Origin of the sequence: Anabaena sp. CCY 9910, from assembly GCF_963920875.1 — a bacterium.
GTDB classification, from domain to species: domain Bacteria; phylum Cyanobacteriota; class Cyanobacteriia; order Cyanobacteriales; family Nostocaceae; genus Trichormus; species Trichormus variabilis.
In genome coordinates this window covers 1-22,063 of record NZ_CAWUDJ010000012.1, presented here as the reverse complement: position 1 = coordinate 22,063, position 22,063 = coordinate 1, and the positions used below count along the sequence as shown (strand labels likewise).

The following is a 22,063-nucleotide window of genomic DNA, read 5'->3' as shown; positions in this document are numbered from 1 at the left end:
TTCACATCGAGTTCTGTTCTGCTGTGACGTAAGTAATGGCTAAAGGCGTTAACTCTCTTTCCAATTGAGTCATGACAGCATGATCAAAATCTGACCAGATGCGTTTTTCACCAAAGACACAAGGTTGTAGAATTCCCCATAGTTGACCATCTTGGCACAGGTGAGCATGAATCAAGGCTCGATGTCCAAAGTTCTTGCGCTCAAATTCTTTATTTACAACTTTGGGGCTTGCAGTTTCCACATCTTCAACATAAACAGAAGCCTCAGTTCTCAGTGCAGCCGCAAATAAGGGATCTTCTTCAGGTAATGATGCTGGCTCTAAATTCCATTCGGAGTTTATCATATCGGGAATATCTTGATGTCGCCGCCAGCAATAAGCTACTTTACCAAGGCGAGTTTGGGGATTTCTCAGGTAAAGAAAACAGCGATCGCATCCTAATACATCTCCCACGACTGGCAATATTGCCGAAAAGACTGCATCTGGCTTAATGTGTTTATCTAAAATACTTTGTATGCTTTCTGGTAAGGCTAGGTCATTCATTAAAAAGCAGTTCCTAAACTTTCATATCTTGTCAATGACTTATAATTAAACGCATCACCCTATCGACATATATACTGTGCTAATTTTTAAGTAAATTACTTATACTGCAAAAAGAGAAATTTGATAGTTTTACTAAGCTAGTGTAGAAAAATTTCACCTAGACTATGCGAAAAATTACTTTGTTTATTGCTTCTAGTCTTGACGGATATATTGCCAGAGACTCAGGCGATATCGATTGGTTATTTACTGATCAAGATTACGGTTACACAGAATTTATCGCCCAAATTGACACACTAATCATGGGTAATAAGACATATCAGCAAATATTAACCTTTGGAGAATATCCGTACCAAGATCAGGAAGTCTTTGTATTTTCTAAAACATACTCAGGGGAAACAAATAATGGTGCAAAGTATATAAATAGCGATTGGGAAGATTTTATCAAAACGCTACGAATATCAAATGGTCGAGACATTTGGTTAGTTGGCGGCGCACAACTAATTCATTTTTTTCTAAAACATGGTTTTATCGATGAGTCAATTCTCTCAATACATCCAATAATTTTAGGTAGTGGTATTCCCCTAATTCTCAAAGACCCAACCATAGAAACAAAACTTCAGTTGCAAGAGGTGAAAAGCTTTGATACTGGATTAGTCCAAATTTCCTATAATTTAACTTACTAAAAAAAATCGATTCTCGACTTATTGTAAAAGTCGGGAATACATATAAAAACTAAGGTAAAAATCTATCTAAAGCTGCTTTAAGTTGCTCAATTTCTTCTGCTATATTGCCTTCTTTAGAAGCTCTGGCAATACATTCTGTTAAATGTTCATCGAGAACGATTCTCGCTACCTTATCTAATGCACCCCGCACGGCCGCGATTTGTAATAAAACGTCAGGACAAGGGCTATTTTGTTGCACCATTGTTTTGATACCGCGAATGTGTCCTTCTATACGTGATAACCGATTGACAATTCGCCGCAGAGATTCTTCGCTATGAACGTGAGCATGAACCGATTCTGCCTGCTCGTGAGTATGATGTTTGTGATCGTGTTCTGCATCATGATTGTGAGACTCTTCAACTTTTTGAGGCACAGGCAAGGATTCTTGAGCTAGTTGGTTGGATCGATTCATAGGGAATTATAGCGCTGGTAATACTTCAGATCCTAGCCTAGAGATGGTCAACCACTTCGGAGAATTGAACACCCAAAAATCTAACACTTGTTCTAGCCCCTCTGCTTCCTCCTCATCCCTATTCCTTTGGTAAAACCCGAACCTCGGAAGTGGGAATCTCTACAATAGCTATGAGGTTAAATATTCAATTAACTTTAATTAAAGTTAGAGAATCAGTACTTGATTTTTGATAAGTAGGGTGGGCAATGCCCACCAAGGTCATGATAGGGTGGCATTGCCCACCCTACCGATACTCAGACTTTTTCAAATTATCACATCCGATTCTTATAGCTAGTTGACACTTAGGCAGGAAAGTGAGGTTGTAGGGATTAGTAGGCAAATTTGTCAAAATAATTTTAAATTGGGCAAGATTTAGACTTCTAGATTAGGTTGTGAATATGCGATTTTCCAAATTATCCAGGTCTATACGCCAACTCGGTACCCATGTATTAGCAATATTTATAGGAGTTGTGTTAACGGTTAGCAGTCTGCGTGTTTTGCCATCGCAAGCCGAGCCTGCACCTAATCCTAGTACAACTGGATCTGCGCCGGAACTAGTTGCTCAAAGACAATCACCAGCAACGGCTGCTATCGGTAATAGTAGCTTTGTGACAGCTGCTGTGAATCGTGTTGGTTCAGCAGTAGTAAGGATTGATACCGAGCGTACAATTACACGCCGGGTAGATCCATTTTTGGAAGACCCATTTTTTCGGCGCTTTTTTGGTGAAGGCTTTCAGGGACAGTTGCCACCAGAACAAATGCGTGGTCTAGGTTCGGGATTTATCATTGATAAAAGTGGCTTAATCTTGACTAATGCCCATGTGGTGGATAAGGCCGATCGCGTGACTGTTCGCCTGAAAGATGGCCGTAGTTTTGATGGTAAGGTGCAAGGCATTGATGAAGTCACAGATTTAGCGGTGGTGAAAATCAACGCGGGTAATAGTCTACCAGTTGCACCTCTGGGTTCTTCTAATAATGTCCAGGTGGGCGACTGGGCGATCGCAGTTGGTAATCCTTTGGGTTTTGATAATACTGTGACTTTGGGTATTGTCAGCACCCTCAAACGTTCTAGCGCCCAAGTGGGGATTACTGATAAGCGTTTAGATTTTATCCAAACTGACGCAGCCATTAACCCTGGTAACTCTGGTGGCCCGTTGTTAAATGACAAGGGTGAAGTGATTGGGATTAACACCGCCATTCGTGCTGATGCGATGGGGATTGGATTTGCCATTCCTATTGATAAAGCTAAGGCGATCGCTACTCAATTGGAACGGGACGGTAAAGTTGCTCACCCCTACTTAGGTGTACAAATGGCAACTTTAACACCCGAATTAGCTCAACAAAATAACGTTGACCCCAATTCGGCTTTTGCAATTCCCGAAGTTAACGGTGTTTTGGTGATTCGAGTAGTACCTAACTCCCCGGCTGCTAATGCTGGTATCCGACGCGGTGATGTGATTCTGCAAGTAGATGGTCAAGCAATCACCACTGCGGAACAGTTACAGAATGTAGTGGAAAACAGCCGTCTTGGTCAAGCGCTACAAGTGAGATTGCAACGGGGTAATCAAACACAGCAGTTATCAGTACGTACTGCTGAATTGCAAAATGCTGCTTAGAGAATGATCAGGTTAATCCATGAGTATAGGGGTGTTTTTTAATACCCCTATATTTTTATTTGTTAGTGACCGGAAGAGGCAGGGAGCAGGGAGCAGGGAGCAGGGGGAGCAAGCCCTTTCCCCATGCGTGGAGCGGAGCGGAACATGAAGAGAAGTCTGAGCGCCGGCTTCCGGCGCTCAGAACTTCGGGGTACAAGCCCCGTCCTTATAGGACGCTTATACGGGGCGGAGTCCAAGCTCTGTCCCGGTCTTCCCCCTTGCCCCCTGCCCCCTGCCCCTTTTCCTCTTTTTGACAGCTATAAGGAAATACAGTTCGGTTAAGCCTAAAAACCTAGACTGGTGTAGGTTAGGTGGAGGAACCCAACATTCTCAAAACTTTGTTGGGTTACGCTATCGCTACACCCAACCTACTATTCTTTTTTGGGCGTTGCTAAATTGAGGTATGGAAGTTAAAAATTCCATTTCTCAAACTCTTACTCTCTGCGCCACCGTGCGGAGAACTCGTAGAGTAGCCGCAAAGGGTCTACTACGTGAAAAAATCATACTTTTATTCAGCAACGCCCTTTTTTGAGTTTTGAATTGTTATCACGGCTATAGGGCTGCTATTTAACTGAATGCTATACAGAAGATTTGGACGTACAGAATTACAGATGCCGGTATTTTCTTGCGGCGGCATGAGATACCAATATAAATGGCAAGATGTTAGTTACTCGGATATTCCGGCGGATCAGCAAGCAAATCTGGAAGCGACTATTCATCGAGCTGTGGAGGTGGGAATTAATCACATTGAAACTGCCCGTGGTTATGGTAGTTCGGAAATGCAGTTGGGTAAAATACTACCCAAATTACCCCGCGAAAAGTTAATTGTCCAAACCAAACTTGCGCCTGTTGCTGATGCGAAAGAGTTCCGCAAAACTTTTGAGCAATCATTGAGTTATCTTCAGCTAGACTACGTAGATTTACTAGGGCTGCATGGAATTAATACTGCTGAATTATTAGACTTTAGTGTACGTCCTGGGGGTTGCTTGGATGTCGTGCGACAGTTGCAGGCAGAGGGGAAAGTCCGATTTGTCGGCTTTTCCACCCACGGTTCCACGGATGTAATTGTCCAGGCAATTAATACCAACCAATTTGATTATGTGAACCTGCACTGGTATTACATCAATCAATGGAATTGGCCAGCAATTGAAGCGGCTACCCGTCATGATATGGGGTTATTTATTATTAGCCCCACAGATAAGGGAGGTCGGCTTTATAATCCGCCGAAAAAATTAGTGGATTTATGCACCCCTTTAAGTCCGATGGTATTTAATGATTTATTTTGTTTGAGTCATTCTCAAGTGCATACCTTGAGTTTAGGCGCAGCTAAACCCCAAGATTTTGATGAACACTTGCAGACATTGGACTTAATAAACCGGGCATCAGAGATTTTACCGCCAATTTTAGCGAGGTTGGAAGATGCAGCGATCGCCTCTTTGGGAGAAAATTGGGTAAAAACCTGGGAAACCAATTTACCTCAATGGGAACAAACACCCGGACAAGTAAATATCCGGGTGATTTTATGGCTGTTAAATCTAGCTACTACCTACGATTTAGTAGACTATGCCAAAATGCGGTACAACTTATTGGGCAATGCTAGTCACTGGTTCCCTGGTAACAAAGCCGATAAACTCAACGAAATAGACTTACAGCCATGCCTCAGATACAGTCCCCACGCTGATAAAATTCCCCAGTTTTTAGCCAAGGCGCATCAATTATTAGCAGGTGAAGAATTGCAGCGTTTATCTCAGAGCTAAGGCCGAGGGCAGTCTCCTTCTGACTTGAAAGGGGTGTAGGGGTGTAAGGGTATGAGGGTGTAGGAAAAAGACATCTTTCCTGTTTGGCTGTGAAACCTCTTTCATCGGAACTGCCTTCTTCAATGTTGTAGATGATTTTCATTATCAATAGATATTACCTGAAGGCTAAGTTTTTGCCATGCCGTAGTGTTACATCATGTTCATCACATTGTGATAACTACGTCACAATCCCTTGATACCCTGAATATTAAGCAAACATTCAGTTTGCTCCTCACACCATACCATCTCCCTCTGTTTGTTCCACACAGGGGGATTTTTCTTGGTTGGAGACTGAGTAATTTTGGTGCTGTATCAAGTCAACTTTGCCCCACCTATCAGGGAATAGAGTTTTTGTTAGTGGTCAGTGGTAAAAACGCCTAAAAACCACCCACTCTTGGGATGGGGTATTAAACCAGATCCTTTCAACAACTGACAAATAACAACTGACACGCGCAGCGCAATAAACTTTGTTTCAAACCTCTGTAAATAAATGAAAAAGTCTCTTATATTTTGACTAACTCAGCAGGAAAATTATTAACTACAGGAACTGATTCCAGTAATAGTCTTGATGAATATTCCCCGGTTACATTTGTTTGATCATAATCTGCAAAAACCACTGGTCATGATGGCATCGAATATACCAGTGGCTGAAGCGATCGCGCAAATGTATCAAGCCCAAACTAGTTGTGTGCTAGTTATTGCCAAGCATGAATTAAGCGGGATTTTGACGCAAACAGATGTCTTGAGAGGAATTGCCAATCAAATGATGTTTGCAGACTTGACAGTTGGAGAACTCATGAGCCAACCTGTCATCACGGTGCATGAAGCAGAGCTTGAGAATTTACCAAATATATTACAACGCTTCCATCAGCATCAAATTCGCCATTTGCCTGTGCTTGATGATCAGGGACAGGTGCTATGTGTGGTCACACTAGAAGAAGTCAAAACAGCGCAACTAGAACAAGAAGTAGTGCGACGAGAGCAAATGTCTCAGTTGCTGTTACAAAGGGATGCTCAGTATCAAACCTCAAAAGCAAGATTCAATGATATTCTCAATAGCGCAATCAGTACTTGTATCGTGAGTTTTCGAGTATTTGCCAATTTTGACTGGGAATATGACTATCATTCTGTAGGTTGTGAAACAGTCTTTGGTTATCCATCGCAGGAATTTTTCAGCAATAAGCACTTGTGGTTGTCACAAGTACACCCTGACGATGCAGAAACAGTAATTATGCCTGGGTTTGCACATATATTTGCAGCCAAAACATTCGATTTTGAATACCGATTCAAGCACAAAGATGGTTCTTTGCGTTGGATTGCTGCTACCCATAGTTCTCGATACGACCCAAAAGCAGACTGTTGGGTCGTCACAGCCACTAATATTGATATTAGTGAACGCAAACAAGCAGAAGCAGCCTTACGCAAAAGTGAAGAACGATGGCAATTAGCGATCGCCGGTACTCATGAAGCCATTTGGGACTGGGATATACTGACTAATCATACCTATCGTTCAGACCGTTGGTTTGAGATGCTAGGCTATGAACGTCATGAAATGAGTAGCTTTGATGATGAATGGAGTATCCGCATTCATCCTGATGATTATGAGCGAGTGATGGCTGCTCAAGCAGCTTATCTGCGTCGGGAAGTTCCATCATATTACACTGAGTATCGTCTCCGGTGCAAAAATGGTAGCTACAAATGGTTTCGTTCACGGGCTAAAGGGGTTTGGGATGAACAAGGCAACCCCATAAGATTGGTTGGTTCCTTGGGTGATATTACTGCACGTAAAAGTATTGAATTAGATTTGATACGTTCAGAAACTCAATATCGATTGCTGTTTGAGAACAATCCCAATCCCATGTGGATTTTTGATCCAGAAACTCTAAGTTTTTTGGCTGTCAATCAGGCAGCAATTTACAAATATGGCTATTCTCAAGCAGAATTTCTGTCAATGACAGTTCTAGATATTCGCCCCCGTGAAGAAGTTCCTGCTTTTTTTCGCTCCCTGAATGATATTGACGTTTTCTCTGCCGTTATTTACGTAGGTGAAGCAAAACACTGTACAAGAAACGGAACCTTAATAGATGTGGAAATTAACTCCCATCTCATCACTTGGTTGGGGAAGCCAGCAAAATTCGTCCTTGCCAAAGATATTACAGAACAAAAAGTCGCACAGCATGAACTGCAAAGAATTGAGGCAGAATTACGGGAGAGTAAACATTTTATTGAGCAAGTTATTAGTCATTCTCCCCAGCTTTTATACATTTTTGACCCAATAGTCGGAAGTAATGTTTATCTCAATCACCAATCTGTGGAGATATTGGGTTATGCACCAGAAGAAATTCAGCAACGAGGCGCTCAATTTTTCTTGGATGTTTTGCATCCCGATGACTTACCCCTACTGGAGCGTAACCTGGAATACTGGCAAAATGCCGACGATGGCGAAGTGCTAACGACTGAGTGTCGCATGAAACATCAAGATGGGTCTTGGAGGTGGTTAAGGTCGCGGGAAGTAGTATTTGCTAGGGATGAAAATAATCGCCCTACTAAAGTTCTGGGTACAACTCAAGATATTACTGATAGCAAACTGGCGGAATTAGAAATTGTCCATAGTCGGGACTTACTAGCAGGTATTTATAATGAATCTGCCGATGCTCTCTTTCTTGTAGACACTACAACACTGTTAACGACTGATTGCAATCAAAGGGCTGTGGAACTATTTGCCGCCTCTAGTAAAGCAGAACTCATTGGTATTGAAGGTCAAACTTTGCAAAAACGACAGTTTACCCATGATGAGTTAACTAGCATTGTTGCAGAAATTAATCACAGAGGATTTTGGGGTCAAGAAATTGAATACATAACCAAGCAAGGTGATTCCTTTTGGGGAAATCTAGCCATTAAACAGATTTGCGTTGCTGGTCAGGCAATAAATTTAGTCCGTGTTACAGATATTAGTCAACGTAAACTGGCAGAAATCGCCTTCTATGAGCGAGAAACGATGTTGCGTAGTATTGGCGATAATTTACCTAATGGGGCAGTGTATCAAATTGTCCGCGAATTGGATGGGAGCGATCGCTTCTCCTACTTTAGTGCTGGAATTGAAAGATTAATGGAAGTGAGAGCAGAAGATGTCCTCGCAGATGCGACTCTGCTTTATCGTCAGTTATGTGCAGAAGATATTCCCGGCTTTGTGCAAGCTGTTGAGGAGTCATATCGTCATCTCTCAGTATTTGACATCCAACTACGAGTCTGCACTCCCAGTGGTATGTGGAAATGGGTTCAATTACGTTCCACACCCCGTCGATTACCAGATGGTCGTGTAGCTTGGGACGGACTGATTGTTGATGTAACCGACATTAAACACACGGAAGAAACACTACGCCAAAGTGAAGCCTTGCTAGCAGAATCCCAGCGAGTTGCTCGTCTTGGTAACTGGGATTATGATTTAGCTACCCGGAAAATAACTTGGTCACAGGGATTATTTGAGCTATTTCAGCGAGATCCAGCATTGGCAGCACCAAGCTATGAGGAAAATCTCCAACTTTACCACCCGGAGGATCAACAGAAACTACACCAAGCGGTGGAACGGGCAATATCCACAGGGGCATCTTACAAATTGATTCTGCGTGCATTCAAGGCCGATGGCTCTATGATTTACGTTGAAGGCCTTGGACACGCACAGTTTAATCCACAAGGACAAGTAATTGGTCTGTACGGAACGGCTCAAGACATCACCAACCGCAAACAAGCCCAAGAAGCTTTAACTAAAAGTGAAGAACAATTACGACTGACCCTAGAATATACCCACATTGGTAATTGGGACTGGAATCTTCACACTAATGAAGTCATCTGGAACTATAACCACTATCGTTTGTTAGGGTTAAATCCAGAAACATCAACAGCAAGTTATCAAGCGTGGCGTGAAGTTGTTCACCCAGATGACATTAACCGCGTTGAGCAGAGTGTGGCTAATGCTCTAGAACAGCATAGCAATTTTGAAGCAGAATATCGGGTGATTCGTCCTGATGGCAGTGTGCGTTGGCTGGCGGGGAAAGGACACGGAATTTATGATGAAACAGGCAACCCTGTAAGAATGTTGGGTGTGATCATAGATATTAATGACCGCAAACAAACAGAACAAACACTGCGAGAGAAAGAGCATTTTTTAAGCAGTATCTATGATGGCGTTGGCAATTGTATTTTTGTTGTGGATGTTGTAGATGATGATTTTCGTTTTATGGGTTTAAATCCGGCTCATGAGCAACTAACAGGCTTTCGCTCTCATGAATTGCAAGGCAAAACCCCAGAGCAGGTACTGTCGCCCATTTTAGCGGCATCTGTGCGGCAGCATTATCAGGATTGTGTAGAGGCGGGAGAAACTATTACTTATGAAGAAAACTTCTATCTCAAAAATCAGGATACTTGGTGGATTACTAACCTGACTCCTTTAAGAGATGAAAACTTAAATATTTATCGCATTATCGGCAGTAGTATCAATATTACCGAACAAAAGCGCGCCCAACAAATGCTAGAGTTACAAGCTGTCGTCACTCGTAATATAGCAGAGGGATTATGCTTAGTCCGCGCTAGTGATGGCATGATTGTCTATACTAACCCCAAATTTGCCCAAATATTTGGTTATGAAGTTAGTGAATTAATTGGTCAGCATATCTCCATTATTAATTATGAAGATGAGCATACCAGCGCGACAGAAATTTATGAGGCGATCGCTGCTGCTGCTATGCTACACGGTGAAACTATCTATGACGTCCAAAATGTTAAAAAAGATGGTACCCCTTTCTGGTGTCGAGCGACAGCATCTGTTTTTGAACATCCTGAATATGGTACCGTTTTTGTCGCTGTCCAACAAGATATCACCGAGCAGAAGCAAGCAGAGGAGAAAATTAAGGCATCTCTCAAGGAAAAAGAAGTCTTACTGCAAGAAATTCACCATCGGGTGAAAAACAATTTAGGAATCGTTAGCAGTTTGTTACAGATGCAATGTAGACGTACTCAAGACCCCCAAGCTAACGCTATCCTGCGAGATAGTCAAAACCGCATCGCTTCAATTGCTTTGGCACATGAAAAACTTTACCGTTCTAATGATTTAGCGAATATAGATTTTGCCCAATACATCCCGGATTTAACAACGCACCTATTTGACTCTTATAATGTTAAATCCAGCTGTATTCAACTGAGTATTCAAGTTGAAGAGACTAGCTTAGACCTGGAAACCGCCATTCCCTGCGGTTTAATTATCAATGAACTGGTATCTAATGCCTTGAAATACGCTTTTCCTGATCATCGGGAAGGTGAAGTTCAAGTTCGTTTATACCAACAAAGCGATCGCACATTGACACTTATTGTTCGAGATAATGGTATTGGCTTACCTGTGGAATTCGATAGCAAAAAGACCAAAACACTTGGTATAACTCTTGTTCAAGGTTTAGTCAAGCAGTTAAGAGGCAAATTAGAAATTCAGAGTCAGTCAGGAACTGAATTTAAAATTTCTTTTAAGACAGGTAGGGTATAAGCATGATTAGCATCTGTTCACAGACCAATAAAATCCAAGCGGTCAGAGTGCTGATTGTGGAAGATGAATATATCTTGGCGATTAACTTACAAGAAAGTTTAGAGTCTTTAGGATATACAGTTGTAGATATTGCAGATTCCGCAGAGTTAGCCATAGATAAAGCGACAGAACTACAGCCAAACTTAATTTTGATGGATATCAGGCTACGAGGTGAAGAAGATGGTATCCATGCAGCCGCAAAAATCTGGCAGAATCTACAAATTCCCATCATATATGTGACAGGACATTCTGATAAAAGCACTGTCGAACGAGCAACGCTCACATCCCCTTTTGGCTACATCCTCAAACCCATCAGAGAAAAAGAACTCTACGTCGCTATTCAAACAGCTCTCAACCGCTATGAACGTGAGCAATTTTTGAGTTCCGTGCTGCGATTTATGGGAGATGGTGTACTGGTGGTTGATTCTCAGTTGCACATCAAGTATATGAATCCAGTTGCAGAAGCACTTACCGGTTGGCAATTTGATGATGCACAAGACAGAAATTTAACCGAAGTCGTCCAGTTAATTGATGAACAAACTCTCAATTCTATTCAAAATCCTATCATCTCGGCTATTCAAAAACAAACAACGGTTTATTTAGGCGATGGCGTTTCGCCGACAGTCGGTCATCGCATTATGTTAATTACTAAAGATGGCACAATGATCCCAGTTGCTGATAGTGCTACACCCCTACGCAACAACAACGGTGACATTACTGGCGCAGTCATGGTTTTTCGGGATGACACTCAACGCCGACTTACAGAAGAACGCAATCTCTCTGCTGAACGTAATCGACAACTGGAAATTCAAATGGCAGAAATACAGCGCTTTAACCAGTTGAAAGAAGATTTTTTAGCATCTACCTCTAATGAAATGAGAACACCATTATCAAATATCAAAATGGCCATTTCTATGCTAGAGAATGTCATGAATCAGCAGGGTCTTTTGAAATCAGCCACCGCTTCTACTTCTGCATCCGTGTCTCGTTACCTGGGTATTTTACGTTATGAGTGCGAACGGGAGTTAACTTTGGTAGATGATTTAATTAATATGCGAATAATTGATACAGAAGGCTATCCTTTAGATATCACTTATATCCATCTCCAATCTTTGCTATCCGAGATTATTAACAGTTTTCAGGAAATTACCCAAGCGCAAAAACAGATTTTACAAGTTAATATTTCTGATGATTTACCAGCTTTAGTTTCTGACAAAAGTATCCTTAGTCAAATCATCTCAGAACTCCTCATTAATGCTTGTAAATATACTCCTCCCGGTGAGCGCATTACCGTAACTGTACATTTTGAACAGAACCAAAAAAGCTTAATACCAGAAGATGCTCAATCTGGTTTATACAGAGCTTCTTCATCTCCTTATTTTCAAATTATAATTAACAACTCTGGAGTAGAAATTCCTTCAACAGAACAATCTCGTATTTTTGAGCCTTTCTACCGATTTACATACAATAAAACAATAGAAAAATTATCCGTGTTTGACCAATCTTACCAAATTCCTCAAAATGATTATCAACGAACTAGCGGTACAGGTTTGGGATTATCACTCGTGAAAAAACTAGTACAGTGTATTCAAGGTACAGTTGAAGTTACGAGTGGTCATAGCTTAACTACTTTTATAGTTCAATTGCCATTGAGCTTATCAGCGAGTTATTCCGGATAAGTAAACTATTTTTTACTATGATTTGCTCATGATCATGTTTTTTGAAAAACTGCTGAATATCTATAGGAAGCTAATGCACATCTAAATTTCATAACTACTAATAAGGACTGTTGACTGTCAACAGTCATAGCTGAAATTGATAAAAATCCTATTTCCCTGCTTGTATTGAGATATACATTTTTGATGCACTCAAAGTATTATTTATCTATCTATTGGTGGAATTGGAAATAAGGCTATAAATACTAAATAAGTAAATATTCCGATCACCTGACGAAATTAAAATCTAAATCTTCCCATTGCTACAATGCAAGGGGAGATTTTTTATGATTAAAATCTCGTGCAGAAATACACAAATTAGAATTATCTATCTTTAGGAGGAATTAAATTAAAGCAAATAAATACTAAATAACTAATAGCCCGATTGCCCAACCGGGCTTTAGCTCCATACTCCCCCCATGTTTTACCTGGCAAGGGGGGATTTATTACACAAAATTTAAACTATTCTCGTTAAACTTTGAATTACCAGTTACCTTGGATTTAGCATAGCCCAGCTTATTATGGATTACAGTAAACACATTGAGATGGATCTGCAAACTCTATGCCATTAGGAAATAGTTTATCTTGTCTAAAACCGCATTTTTTACACTGATAAATTGCTCTTAGTGTTAGGGTTGTTGGCGTATGACAAAGTTCACAAGGTAATCCCTTGATTCTTTCAGTAATTTCAAACCCAGGGGTATGACATTGTGGACAGCAACTGCTTATTTTTTGGAGCAAATTATGAGTAGCTTTTTCAATGTTTTTCATGCGAGTAGGATTGTAAATTGCCCGCATATCCGTCTCAAGATTTATTTTCCTATTGAGTGAATTTTTTAGACCAAAATTGATTGCTTCAATCAACGCTGTTTCTTGCGTAATACCTTTAATGATCTCATGACATTTATTTTCTGAGTTTTCAAACCAAACAACTAAACCATGTTCTGGAAAACCAACTTTCTGAGCGAAAGTATATGCCTCATCTAAACTCTCTACAGCTTGATGGTTAAAGTTTGTATATGTAGAAAATTCTTCACCAATAATTTCTATATCATTGATTTTATCTAACAAAATAATTATTTCTCTATTAGAGTAAATGTAGGGTACTAATGGATGGGGGGCAAAACTACCTTCGCTAGCGATCGCTAAATTTTCTCCAGTCAATTCTAAGACTTTCTCTGCTTTTAATCTCGCTGCGGCAATTTGTGTTCCTGGGCGTTTAACTTCTCTGGTAAATGTGCCAAAAATATCTGTATTAAAACCCGGTGGTACTATCACCTTCATACCTAACTCTTGTTCTAATAATGGTGCAATTACCTTTTCTTTTTGGTGCATTGTCGCCAACACAGCCAGGCGATCTCTAAATAATTGCTGGTAGTTCATTTAGTTAATTCTAGAACAGTTTATTATTCTAAATTTATACAATAACTTTGCTTATTTGGATTGCTTGATAATTTATAAAATTGTCTTCTCTATAAGATGCTACGCCAACGAACTGAAGTCAGATATAGCAAAAATTATACTAATTAGCATAGTTTTTTTGTTGACAGTCAACAGTCAACAAACCTCATGAGGATTGTGCAGTTTAGAGATGTAATCAACACCCAGCCTGTGTGACTACGGCTATATGGTAGAGGAATGATAATACATTTGTATTGTCTGACTGACGGCAAAAATGACACAAATCTTTGATGAGAGTGCTTGCTTCTTAATGGTCGTCTATGGTAGGTTTTTTATCACTTAATACTATAAACCTATCGACTTACCGTAGTTTATGGCAATGCTATTGAGGAAATTACCGTAATCCTAAGTGCTGGAGATAAAAGAGAGTGATGGCTTTTGGCAAAAGCTAGATCAGCTATTAACTACCAGTAATCTCATCATTGATCGCCCACAAGGTACCATTCACCCACATTATCCAATCTCGATTTATCCCTTTGACTATGGATATTTAGAGGGTACTAAAGCCGGAGATGAAGATCGTGTTGATGTCTGTGAACAGTGAACAACTCAAAACACTAATAACTGTAGAACCCAGTTCCCAATCCCTTATTTTTCGGAGTGCAATTTCCATGAGTTTAGAACTAAACCTAACAGGTAAAACAGCGATCGTTACAGGCGGAAGTGCGGGGATTGGGTTAGCCGTTGCCAAAGCACTTTATAGTGAGGGTGTAAATGTAGCGATCGCCTCTCGTAGCCAAGAACGGTTAGAAAATGCCGTTAGTGCAATCCAATCCTTACCCACTCCTGGCGCAAAAGTCATTTCTATTAGTGCTGACTTGACTCAAGCCGAAAGTGTTGATCGAGTCGTATCAAGCACACTGGCACAGTTTGGGCAGATTGATATCTTGATTAATAACGCTGGTTCAGCCCGTGCTGGATCATTCCTTGACTCCACTGATGATTTATTTTTGGATGCTTGGAATTTAAAATTATTGGGTTACATTCGCTTTGTCAGAGCCGTTGTACCCCATCTCAGAAGCCGGGGTGATGGCCGGATTGTGAATATAATCGGCGGTGCAGGACGCACCCCTCGTCCTAACTTCCTCGCTGGTGGGACATCAAATGCAGCTTTGCTTAATTTCACAAAAGGCATTTCTAAAGAATTAGCCGAATACAACATTCGTATTAATGCCATCTCACCCGGTGCTACAGCTACCGAGCGTGCTGAGACTTTAGCCAGACAAAATGCCCAAGCACGGGGGATTACTGTAGAGCAAGCAAAAGCAGAAAGTCTCCAAAGTATTCCTTTAAAAAGAATCGCCCAACCAGATGAAATTGCAGCATTGGCGCTATTTTTAGTGTCTGATCTCGCCGCATCCATTACCGGAACCGAGATTATCGTTGATGGCGGTTCTACCCCAGGGGTGTGAAGTAAAGCAGGGGGAGCAGAGGGAGCAGAGGGAGCAGAGGGAGCAGGGGAGCAGAGGAAGCAGAGGGAGCAGAGGGAGCAGAGGGAGCAGGGGAGCAGAGGAAGCAGAGGGAGCAGAGGGAGCAGAGGGAGCAAAGAAGAATAAATATGGACTATGGACTATGGACTATTGACTATCGACCAATGACCAATTACTAGTAAAAACTTTTTGGAGAACATAACATATGGGTTCACAATACTTTGATATCAAACCAATTGCTGGACGTATTGGTGCAAAGATTATTGGTGTTGACTTGAGTGCTAACCTCAGCGACGAAATTATCAGCGATATCCGCAAAGCTTTAGTTAAACACAAAGTCATTTTCTTCCGTGGTCAAAACATCGATGCTAATCAACAAGTAGCCTTTGCGCGTCGGTTTGGGGAAGTGACTACAGCACATCCTACCGTCCCTTCGCTACCAGATAATCCAGAAGTGCTGGATTTGAACTACGGCAAAACTGTGGCGCGGGCGAATAACTGGCATACGGATGTTACCTTCGTAGACAGTCCACCGCTTGGTTCTGTATTGCGGGCGCTAGTGATTCCCCCATCTGGTGGTGATACCATTTGGGCAAACTCTGTGACTGCATACGAAGATTTACCAACTCATCTACGTAATCTTGCTGATCAACTCTGGGCAGTACACAGCAACGCCTACGACTATGCCGCCGCAACAGTTGATCTGCCAGAAGAAGTCAGAGCTTATCGGGCTGTCTTCACCTCAACAGTGTATGAAACTTTACACCCAGTTGTCCGCGTCCATCCTGAATCAGGGGAACGTGGGTTATTTATTGGTGGTTTCGTGCGCCGCATTCGTGGTTTATCACAAAATGAATCCGACGAAATCGTGAAATTGCTGCAAGCTTACGTCACCCGTCCAGAAAACACCGTGCGGTGGCGTTGGCAAGAGGGTGATGTAGCCTTCTGGGACAACCGCGCTACTCAACATTATGCGATCGCAGATTACGGCAATCAACCACGTCATGTCCAACGTGTGACCATTGTCGGTGATATCCCTGTTGGTATCGATGGTAAGCAGAGCGAAGCTATCAAAGGTGATTCATCTGCATACAACCGCCGCGAACCAGCTTTAGTTTCCTAGTACAGAATTTCGCAAGTTCGTAACGAAATCCTGCGTACCTCTGTGCTTTCCTTAGCGTACCTCTGCGTTTAAAAACCCTACCCTTTTAGGCAACCTTGTACTTAGGAAGGAGTGAATGCAGGGAGAAAAGTAGAAATTTTTCTCTAATTTTCTCCCTTATCTCCTCATACCCTTCATCTCCTCATCAAATATGACTAATAAAAAACAAATTAAACTCGGTGCATTCTTACCAGGTTCCGGTCATCACGTAGCAGCTTGGCGACACCCCGAATCCCAGGCAGATGGGGGGTTAAATTTCCAGCATTACAAACGACTGGCGCAGACTGCTGAACGAGGCAAATTTGATATGGTATTCCTCGCCGATGGTCTAGCCGTCTGGGATCGTGGACAGGGGAAAGAAGCCTTTAGTCGTTCGGGACAATTTAGTGTCCACTTTGAACCCTTAACTTTGTTATCAGCCCTATCTGTAGTTACAGAAAATATTGGCTTAGTAGCCACCGCATCCACCACCTACGAAGAACCCTTTCACATCGCCCGTAAGTTCGCTTCATTAGATTATTTAAGTGGTGGTCGTGCGGGGTGGAATGTTGTTACTTCCTCTGCTGAAGCCGCAGCCCAAAATTTCAGCAAAGAAGAACATCTAGAACACGCCATTCGCTACGAACGAGCCAGAGAGTTTTTACAAGTAACCAGCAAGCTTTGGGATAGTTGGGAAGATGACGCTTTTATCCTCGATAAAGAATCGGGGATTTATTTTGAGCATGACAAACTACACATTCCTAACCACAAAGGCAAACATTTCTCAGTTCGTGGCCCTTTAAATGTAGCTCGTCCCATCCAAGGCTATCCGGTGATTGTGCAAGCTGGCTCATCGGAACCTGGAAAAGAATTAGCAGCGCAAACAGCCGAGGCAATTTTCACCGCCCAGCAAACTTTGGCAGAAGCCCAGGCATTTTATTCTCATGTCAAGGGGAAACTGGCAAAATACGGACGCTCACCAGACCACCTGAAAATTATGCCTGGAGTCTTTCCGGTGATTGGTAGAACTGAGGAAGAAGCGCAGGAGAAATACCAAATTCTGCAAGATTTGATTCATCCTTCCGTCGGCTTAGGATTGCTCTCTGGCTTGGTTGGTGGACATGACTTGTCTCAATATCCTTTAGATGGGCCATTGCCAGATTTACCAGATACCAACGCTGGTAAGAGCCGCTTGCAGTTAATTACTGACTTGGCGCGCAGAGAAAATTTAACCATCCGTCAACTATATTTATGGATTGCTGGCGCAAGGGGACACCGCACCATCTTAGGTACACCAGAGCAAATTGCTGACCAGTTAGAAGACTGGTTTGTCAACGATGCAGCCGACGGATTTAATATTATGCCGCCTTGGCTTCCTGGTGGTTTGGATGAGTTTGTCGATTTGGTAGTCCCTGAATTACAACGCCGGGGCTTGTTCCGCACCGAGTATGAAGGACGGACTCTGCGCGAGAATTTGGGTTTACCACGTCCGGTTAACCAGTTTACCCAAGTTGCGTCTCCTGAATTAGCAGTTGCTAGTAAGTAGTTTTACTAGGAAAGGCAGAGGGCAGGAGGCAGCTATGTATGTTTTCTGCCCTTTCCTCACGACTCAAAGCAGTAAGGGTATAAAGAACCGGACATATCTTTGATTTGGGAGCTTCCAATTATCCCAAACTTGCACAATGGTATGATGAATTTTCTCTGCTACCATCCTTGCAAGCAAAAAAGCCAGACTCTTAAAAATAATGCTGACGGTTCTTCTGTCCTCCTTTTTTTTGACGATTCATAATGTCACCGTGCGAGTTTTGTTTTCCGAACATCTCGTGCTTGGTGTATTTGTCTTAGGTGGATATGTAAAACCGGATTTGCCAAATTCTTTTTTGCTGATGTTTATGCGAATGTTGCTGGTAGTTCCACTCATGGCAACTCTAGCATTGAAGTTATATCCATCGGCGGGGAAAGAAATTCAAGACTTATTCAGGCGGGAACGTTTTGATGTTCTCATCCAAGCTGTGGGCTGTGGAATACTGATGTTTGTGTATATTGCTGCACTTTACGTTGCTATTGGCTTAATTCCCACAGGTATCGCCCTGACTTTGTTCTTTACCTATCCAGTATTTACAGCACTGCTGGCTTGGAAGTTTTTTGGCGATCGCCCCACACCCTTCCGATGGCTAGTCATGAGTATGATCCTCATAGGCGGCGTGCTGACAATACCCCAATCTTCTACCAGTTATAGCAGTAATACAGTGGTGATCGGCATTTTCGCTAGTCTCAGCGCTGGCGTGATTTATGCTTTTTATAACGTCATCGCCCAAATATGTCTGGAAAAATTCCATCCTGTTCCTTTCACTTGGATCAGTTTTACCTCTACTCTGTTGCTTTCTGGTGTGAACTTACTAATTTTCTCCCCTTCCAGTTCTCAACTTGATTGGACACCCCTGTGGATTGGCAGTATTTTTTCTGGTGTGATTAGTTTTATTGGACACACATTAAATAACTTAGGGATTCGCATGATTGGCGCAACTAAAGCGTCTATCGTCGGCTCTAGTAGTCCAGCTTTGACAGCCTTAGTCGCCTGGATAACGATTAGCGAAAATTTAAACCTGATTCAAAGTTTGGGAATTGCTGTTGTGACTTTAGGAATTGCATTGCTCAGTGCAGAAGGCTTTTTTCATCAGCGTAGCCCATCAAGATAGTTGCTGAATCAGCAATTTCCATATCTCAAAAGTAACACCCTTTACACCCTACACCTCACATCTCCACACCCTCACACCCCTACACCCTCCCGAAAAAATGCCTTATTCCGCCATTTTGTTTGATTTAGATGGGACTTTGACAGACCCCAAATTGGGTATTACTCGCTGTATTCAGTATGCGTTATCGGAATTAGGTTACAAACCACCTGATGCTGATGAGTTGCTATGGTGTATCGGCCCTCCCATTAAAGAGAGTTTTTCTCGGCTACTGGAAACTTCAGATAACGGCTTGATTGATCAGGCGATCGCCCTTTATCGTCGTCGTTTTTCGACGATTGGATTATTTGAAAATTCCCTTTATCCCCAAATTATAGATATTCTCCAAAAGATCAGATTTGCTGGTTATCAAACTTTTGTCGCAACTTCTAAACCTCACATTTATGCAAAGCAAATTATTGAATATTTTGATTTATCGTTGCTTTTCGATGCTGTTTATGGTAGCGAACTTGATGGAACAAGAACTGTGAAAGGTGAGTTGATTCAGCATATTTTAATCACAGAAAATCTTACACCTTCTACTGTGGTCATGGTAGGCGATCGCCAACACGATATCATCGGAGCCAAGCTGCACAATTTGACGGCAATTGGTGTGACTTATGGCTATGGAACTGAGGAGGAATTAAAAACTCACGGTGCTGATTTAATTGCCCATTCTCCAGAGGAAATTAAAAAATTATTAGTTCATAGCTCTTAAAAATGAACTTCACCATTAGAAAAGCAAAAGAATCGGATGCAAAAGCGATTAGCTAATGCCACAAATAATACTGTCATTTGGGTTGTAGCTTTAGCTAGTGCGGGAGCCTACCGCAAAGATTTGAGTATCAAGCAGCCAGTTTTCGTACTTTTGTTTTGTCTGGCATCAGCTTAATCAGTAGAATTATCGCAACAAATTCCTCAACGCTCTTACTAAGATGTGATTTTGCTCATCAGTACCTACAGTGATGCGTAGTTTATCTTCTAGTCCTGGTTGCTGGAAGTAGCGGATTAATATTTTCTGTTCTTTGAGTTTTTGATAGAGGTATTCGGCGTTTCCTTCAGGGGGCTTAGTCAGTAAAAAATTGCCGTGGGAATCCCACACATGGAAACCTAATTGTTTTAAGTCTTTTGTTAACTGAGTTCTAGATGCTTTGACCTTAGCCACGCAAGAATTTTTATAAGCTTGGTCAGTAATGGCCACTGCGGCAACTTTGCAGGCGATCGCATCAATGTTATAGCTATCTTTGACTTTAAACAATCCATCCAATAATTTGGGATTCCCTACACCAAACCCCAAACGCAATCCAGCTAAGGAATACCCCTTAGAAAGTGTCCGAATCAAAATCACATTTTCGTACTCCTGAACTAAATCCAAGGCACTTTCCTCAGCAAAGTCTACATAAGCCTCATCTATGACTAAAACTCCAGATAACTCACTAGCTAACTTTCGTAAGTCATCATTTGGAACAATATGACCAGATGGACTATTAGGAGAAGCAATAAATGTCACCGCACCATCAGCAGCAATCAATTCTGCCACTGGTAAAACATTGTTTTCCTGATAGGGAATCTCTAAAATGTCCGCCGCCTGCATCTGAGTTAATGTGCGATAAAGCACATAAGTAGGCATAGGATAGACCACCTTCCGTCCCGGTTCAGTACAGGCACGAATGACTATACTCAATATTTCATCACTGCCATTACCAACAATGAGCCAATCACTAGGAACACCTAAAACTTTACTCGCAGCTTCTCTAAATTCTCCCCCAAGGGGTTCTGGATATCGCCGCAACCATTCACCATCAATATCTTGTAGTGCTGCTAACGCCGCAGGCGAAGGTGGATAGGGGTTCTCATTACTGTTGAGTTTAATCACCTGTGTTCCCCGTGGTGGCTGTTCACCAGGAACGTAGCTAGCCATAGCCTCAACATTAGAACGGAAATAATTAGTCATAAAAAATTCAAAATCAAGAAATGCAATCTAGGGTATCAAAATGCCAGACAAATGGAATCCAGAACAATATGAACGATTTCAAGCAGAACGAAGTCGTCCGTTTTATGACTTAGTAGATTTGGTACAACCCCAAGAGAACCTACGAATTTTAGATTTAGGATGTGGAACAGGAAAGTTAACCCAGTATCTCCATGACACATTAGCAGCTAAAGAGACATTGGGCATTGATGCTTCTGAGAAAATGCTGTCTGTGGCTAGTCAGTTTGCAGGTAATAGGTTGCGATTTGAGCAAGGACGTATTGAAGACAGCCCAGGTGAAGGAAAGTTCGATGTTGTGTTTTCTAATGCTGCTTTACAGTGGTTGACAGGACATGAGGCTTTATTTGAGAAGTTGCGAGACAAGCTGCAACCCAGTGGACAGTTAGCTGTACAAATTCCCACGATGGACGATGAACCAGTGCATCAGTTAGCAGTGGAGACAGCCAAAGAGTTTAGTCAAGAATTAGGGGGATATACGCGACGCTTGGAAGTACTGACTCCATCAGCATACGCCAAACTACTTTATAAATTAGGCTTTGTCCAGCAACAAGTGAAGTTACAAATTTACGGCCATGTATTGCCTTCACGAGAAGCCGTTGTGGAATGGTATCGTGGCACATTACTCACAGCTTATGAATCGCAATTAGATAGTCAAACCTATGAGCAGTTTGTGCAAAGGTATCAACAAAAATTATTTCAAGTCTTGCCCGATGAGCGTCCATTTTTTTTCCCCTACAAGCGGATTTTAATGTGGGGAAAGATTTAAATCTTTTGTCTCTATTGGATTAGAGATACTAAAAAAGCGCTCTCTAATAAATAACGAGAGCGCTTTTTCGTAATTATAAAACCTG

The 22,063-nt window shown here is 41.8% G+C and carries 17 protein-coding genes; 13 read left to right on the top strand and 4 right to left on the bottom strand.

Annotated features, from left to right (window positions below):
* Position 1 precedes the first annotated feature (1 nt).
* Entirely contained in the window at positions 2-541 is a 540-nt protein-coding gene (locus tag ACM5QX_RS11565; RefSeq protein WP_414753631.1) for a GAF domain-containing protein, read from the bottom strand.
* 164 nt (positions 542-705) lie between these two features.
* Here ACM5QX_RS11565 and ACM5QX_RS11560 point away from each other — a divergent pair, with 164 nt between their 5' ends.
* Positions 706-1,224, top strand: a complete 519-nt coding sequence (locus tag ACM5QX_RS11560) for a dihydrofolate reductase family protein (RefSeq protein WP_414753630.1) — start codon at positions 706-708, stop codon at positions 1,222-1,224.
* Between the two features lie 49 nt (positions 1,225-1,273).
* Here ACM5QX_RS11560 and ACM5QX_RS11555 read toward each other — a convergent pair whose 3' ends face one another.
* Positions 1,274-1,675: a metal-sensing transcriptional repressor gene (locus tag ACM5QX_RS11555; protein ID WP_414753629.1), complete on the bottom strand. Its 402-nt coding sequence runs from the start codon at positions 1,673-1,675 to the stop codon at positions 1,274-1,276.
* A gap of 437 nt (positions 1,676-2,112) precedes the next feature.
* Here ACM5QX_RS11555 and ACM5QX_RS11550 point away from each other — a divergent pair, with 437 nt between their 5' ends.
* The 4 genes from ACM5QX_RS11550 (at position 2,113) to ACM5QX_RS11535 (ending at position 12,416) form a co-directional block, all read left to right on the top strand.
* Positions 2,113-3,330: an HhoA/HhoB/HtrA family serine endopeptidase gene (locus ACM5QX_RS11550; RefSeq protein ID WP_011321001.1), complete on the top strand. Its 1,218-nt coding sequence runs from the start codon at positions 2,113-2,115 to the stop codon at positions 3,328-3,330.
* Positions 3,331-3,944: 614 nt separating this feature from the next.
* The gene (locus ACM5QX_RS11545; RefSeq protein WP_414753628.1) at positions 3,945-5,126 is read left to right on the top strand and encodes an aldo/keto reductase; all 1,182 of its coding nucleotides are present in this window, start codon (positions 3,945-3,947) and stop codon (positions 5,124-5,126) included.
* 607 nt (positions 5,127-5,733) lie between these two features.
* Positions 5,734-10,698 (top strand): PAS domain-containing protein, encoded by a 4,965-nt coding sequence (locus tag ACM5QX_RS11540; RefSeq protein WP_414753722.1) that lies wholly within the window; start codon positions 5,734-5,736, stop codon positions 10,696-10,698.
* A gap of 2 nt (positions 10,699-10,700) precedes the next feature.
* Positions 10,701-12,416 carry a response regulator gene (locus ACM5QX_RS11535; RefSeq protein ID WP_414753627.1) on the top strand — a complete coding sequence of 572 codons (1,716 nt, stop codon included), beginning with the start codon at positions 10,701-10,703 and terminating at the stop codon, positions 12,414-12,416.
* Between the two features lie 555 nt (positions 12,417-12,971).
* Here the strand turns inward: ACM5QX_RS11535 and ACM5QX_RS11530 are convergent.
* The gene (locus tag ACM5QX_RS11530; protein ID WP_414753626.1) at positions 12,972-13,835 is read right to left on the bottom strand and encodes a DUF6671 family protein; all 864 of its coding nucleotides are present in this window, start codon (positions 13,833-13,835) and stop codon (positions 12,972-12,974) included.
* A gap of 427 nt (positions 13,836-14,262) precedes the next feature.
* On the opposite strand from ACM5QX_RS11530, the gene ACM5QX_RS11525 reads away from it, so the two are divergent.
* The 7 genes from ACM5QX_RS11525 (at position 14,263) to ACM5QX_RS11495 (ending at position 20,111) form a co-directional block, all read left to right on the top strand.
* Positions 14,263-14,457 (top strand): inorganic diphosphatase, encoded by a 195-nt coding sequence (locus tag ACM5QX_RS11525; protein WP_414753625.1) that lies wholly within the window; start codon positions 14,263-14,265, stop codon positions 14,455-14,457.
* A 67-nt stretch (positions 14,458-14,524) separates the two neighbouring features.
* Positions 14,525-15,325: an SDR family oxidoreductase gene (locus tag ACM5QX_RS11520; RefSeq protein ID WP_414753623.1), complete on the top strand. Its 801-nt coding sequence runs from the start codon at positions 14,525-14,527 to the stop codon at positions 15,323-15,325.
* 223 nt (positions 15,326-15,548) lie between these two features.
* Positions 15,549-16,466, top strand: a complete 918-nt coding sequence (locus tag ACM5QX_RS11515) for a TauD/TfdA dioxygenase family protein (protein WP_414753622.1) — start codon at positions 15,549-15,551, stop codon at positions 16,464-16,466.
* A 190-nt stretch (positions 16,467-16,656) separates the two neighbouring features.
* On the top strand, positions 16,657-18,030 hold the full coding sequence (locus tag ACM5QX_RS11510; protein WP_414753621.1) for an LLM class flavin-dependent oxidoreductase: 1,374 nt from the start codon (positions 16,657-16,659) through the stop codon (positions 18,028-18,030).
* Between the two features lie 199 nt (positions 18,031-18,229).
* A complete protein-coding gene (locus tag ACM5QX_RS11505; protein ID WP_414753620.1) occupies positions 18,230-19,183 on the top strand; it encodes a DMT family transporter in 954 nt (317 codons plus the stop codon).
* Positions 19,184-19,280: 97 nt separating this feature from the next.
* On the top strand, positions 19,281-19,937 hold the full coding sequence (locus ACM5QX_RS11500) for an HAD family hydrolase (protein WP_414753619.1): 657 nt from the start codon (positions 19,281-19,283) through the stop codon (positions 19,935-19,937).
* A gap of 36 nt (positions 19,938-19,973) precedes the next feature.
* A complete protein-coding gene (locus ACM5QX_RS11495) occupies positions 19,974-20,111 on the top strand; it encodes a hypothetical protein (RefSeq protein WP_185478833.1) in 138 nt (45 codons plus the stop codon).
* A 9-nt stretch (positions 20,112-20,120) separates the two neighbouring features.
* On the opposite strand, the gene hisC is transcribed toward ACM5QX_RS11495, so the two are convergent.
* Positions 20,121-21,173, bottom strand: coding sequence for a histidinol-phosphate transaminase (gene hisC / locus ACM5QX_RS11490; RefSeq protein ID WP_414753618.1), 1,053 nt, complete (start codon positions 21,171-21,173; stop codon positions 20,121-20,123).
* 40 nt (positions 21,174-21,213) lie between these two features.
* On the opposite strand from hisC, the gene ACM5QX_RS11485 reads away from it, so the two are divergent.
* Positions 21,214-21,978 carry a methyltransferase domain-containing protein gene (locus ACM5QX_RS11485; RefSeq protein WP_011321013.1) on the top strand — a complete coding sequence of 255 codons (765 nt, stop codon included), beginning with the start codon at positions 21,214-21,216 and terminating at the stop codon, positions 21,976-21,978.
* Positions 21,979-22,063: the final 85 nt, after the last annotated feature.

Bases quoted from the DNA above. Each gene is read 5' to 3' on its own strand.
- ACM5QX_RS11545 (WP_414753628.1), top strand. From the start codon at position 3,945: ATGCTATACAGAAGATTTGGACGTACAGAATTACAGATGCCGGTATTT.
- ACM5QX_RS11560 (WP_414753630.1), top strand. From the start codon at position 706: ATGCGAAAAATTACTTTGTTTATTGCTTCTAGTCTTGACGGATATATT.
- ACM5QX_RS11505 (WP_414753620.1), top strand. From the start codon at position 18,230: ATGCTGACGGTTCTTCTGTCCTCCTTTTTTTTGACGATTCATAATGTC.
- ACM5QX_RS11550 (WP_011321001.1), top strand. From the start codon at position 2,113: ATGCGATTTTCCAAATTATCCAGGTCTATACGCCAACTCGGTACCCAT.
- ACM5QX_RS11565 (WP_414753631.1), bottom strand. From the start codon at position 541: ATGAATGACCTAGCCTTACCAGAAAGCATACAAAGTATTTTAGATAAA.
- ACM5QX_RS11500 (WP_414753619.1), top strand. From the start codon at position 19,281: ATGCCTTATTCCGCCATTTTGTTTGATTTAGATGGGACTTTGACAGAC.
- ACM5QX_RS11495 (WP_185478833.1), top strand. From the start codon at position 19,974: ATGCAAAAGCGATTAGCTAATGCCACAAATAATACTGTCATTTGGGTT.
- ACM5QX_RS11510 (WP_414753621.1), top strand. From the start codon at position 16,657: ATGACTAATAAAAAACAAATTAAACTCGGTGCATTCTTACCAGGTTCC.
- ACM5QX_RS11535 (WP_414753627.1), top strand. From the start codon at position 10,701: ATGATTAGCATCTGTTCACAGACCAATAAAATCCAAGCGGTCAGAGTG.
- ACM5QX_RS11520 (WP_414753623.1), top strand. From the start codon at position 14,525: ATGAGTTTAGAACTAAACCTAACAGGTAAAACAGCGATCGTTACAGGC.
- ACM5QX_RS11515 (WP_414753622.1), top strand. From the start codon at position 15,549: ATGGGTTCACAATACTTTGATATCAAACCAATTGCTGGACGTATTGGT.
- ACM5QX_RS11530 (WP_414753626.1), bottom strand. From the start codon at position 13,835: ATGAACTACCAGCAATTATTTAGAGATCGCCTGGCTGTGTTGGCGACA.
- ACM5QX_RS11555 (WP_414753629.1), bottom strand. From the start codon at position 1,675: ATGAATCGATCCAACCAACTAGCTCAAGAATCCTTGCCTGTGCCTCAA.
- ACM5QX_RS11540 (WP_414753722.1), top strand. From the start codon at position 5,734: ATGAATATTCCCCGGTTACATTTGTTTGATCATAATCTGCAAAAACCA.
- hisC (WP_414753618.1), bottom strand. From the start codon at position 21,173: ATGACTAATTATTTCCGTTCTAATGTTGAGGCTATGGCTAGCTACGTT.
- ACM5QX_RS11485 (WP_011321013.1), top strand. From the start codon at position 21,214: ATGCCAGACAAATGGAATCCAGAACAATATGAACGATTTCAAGCAGAA.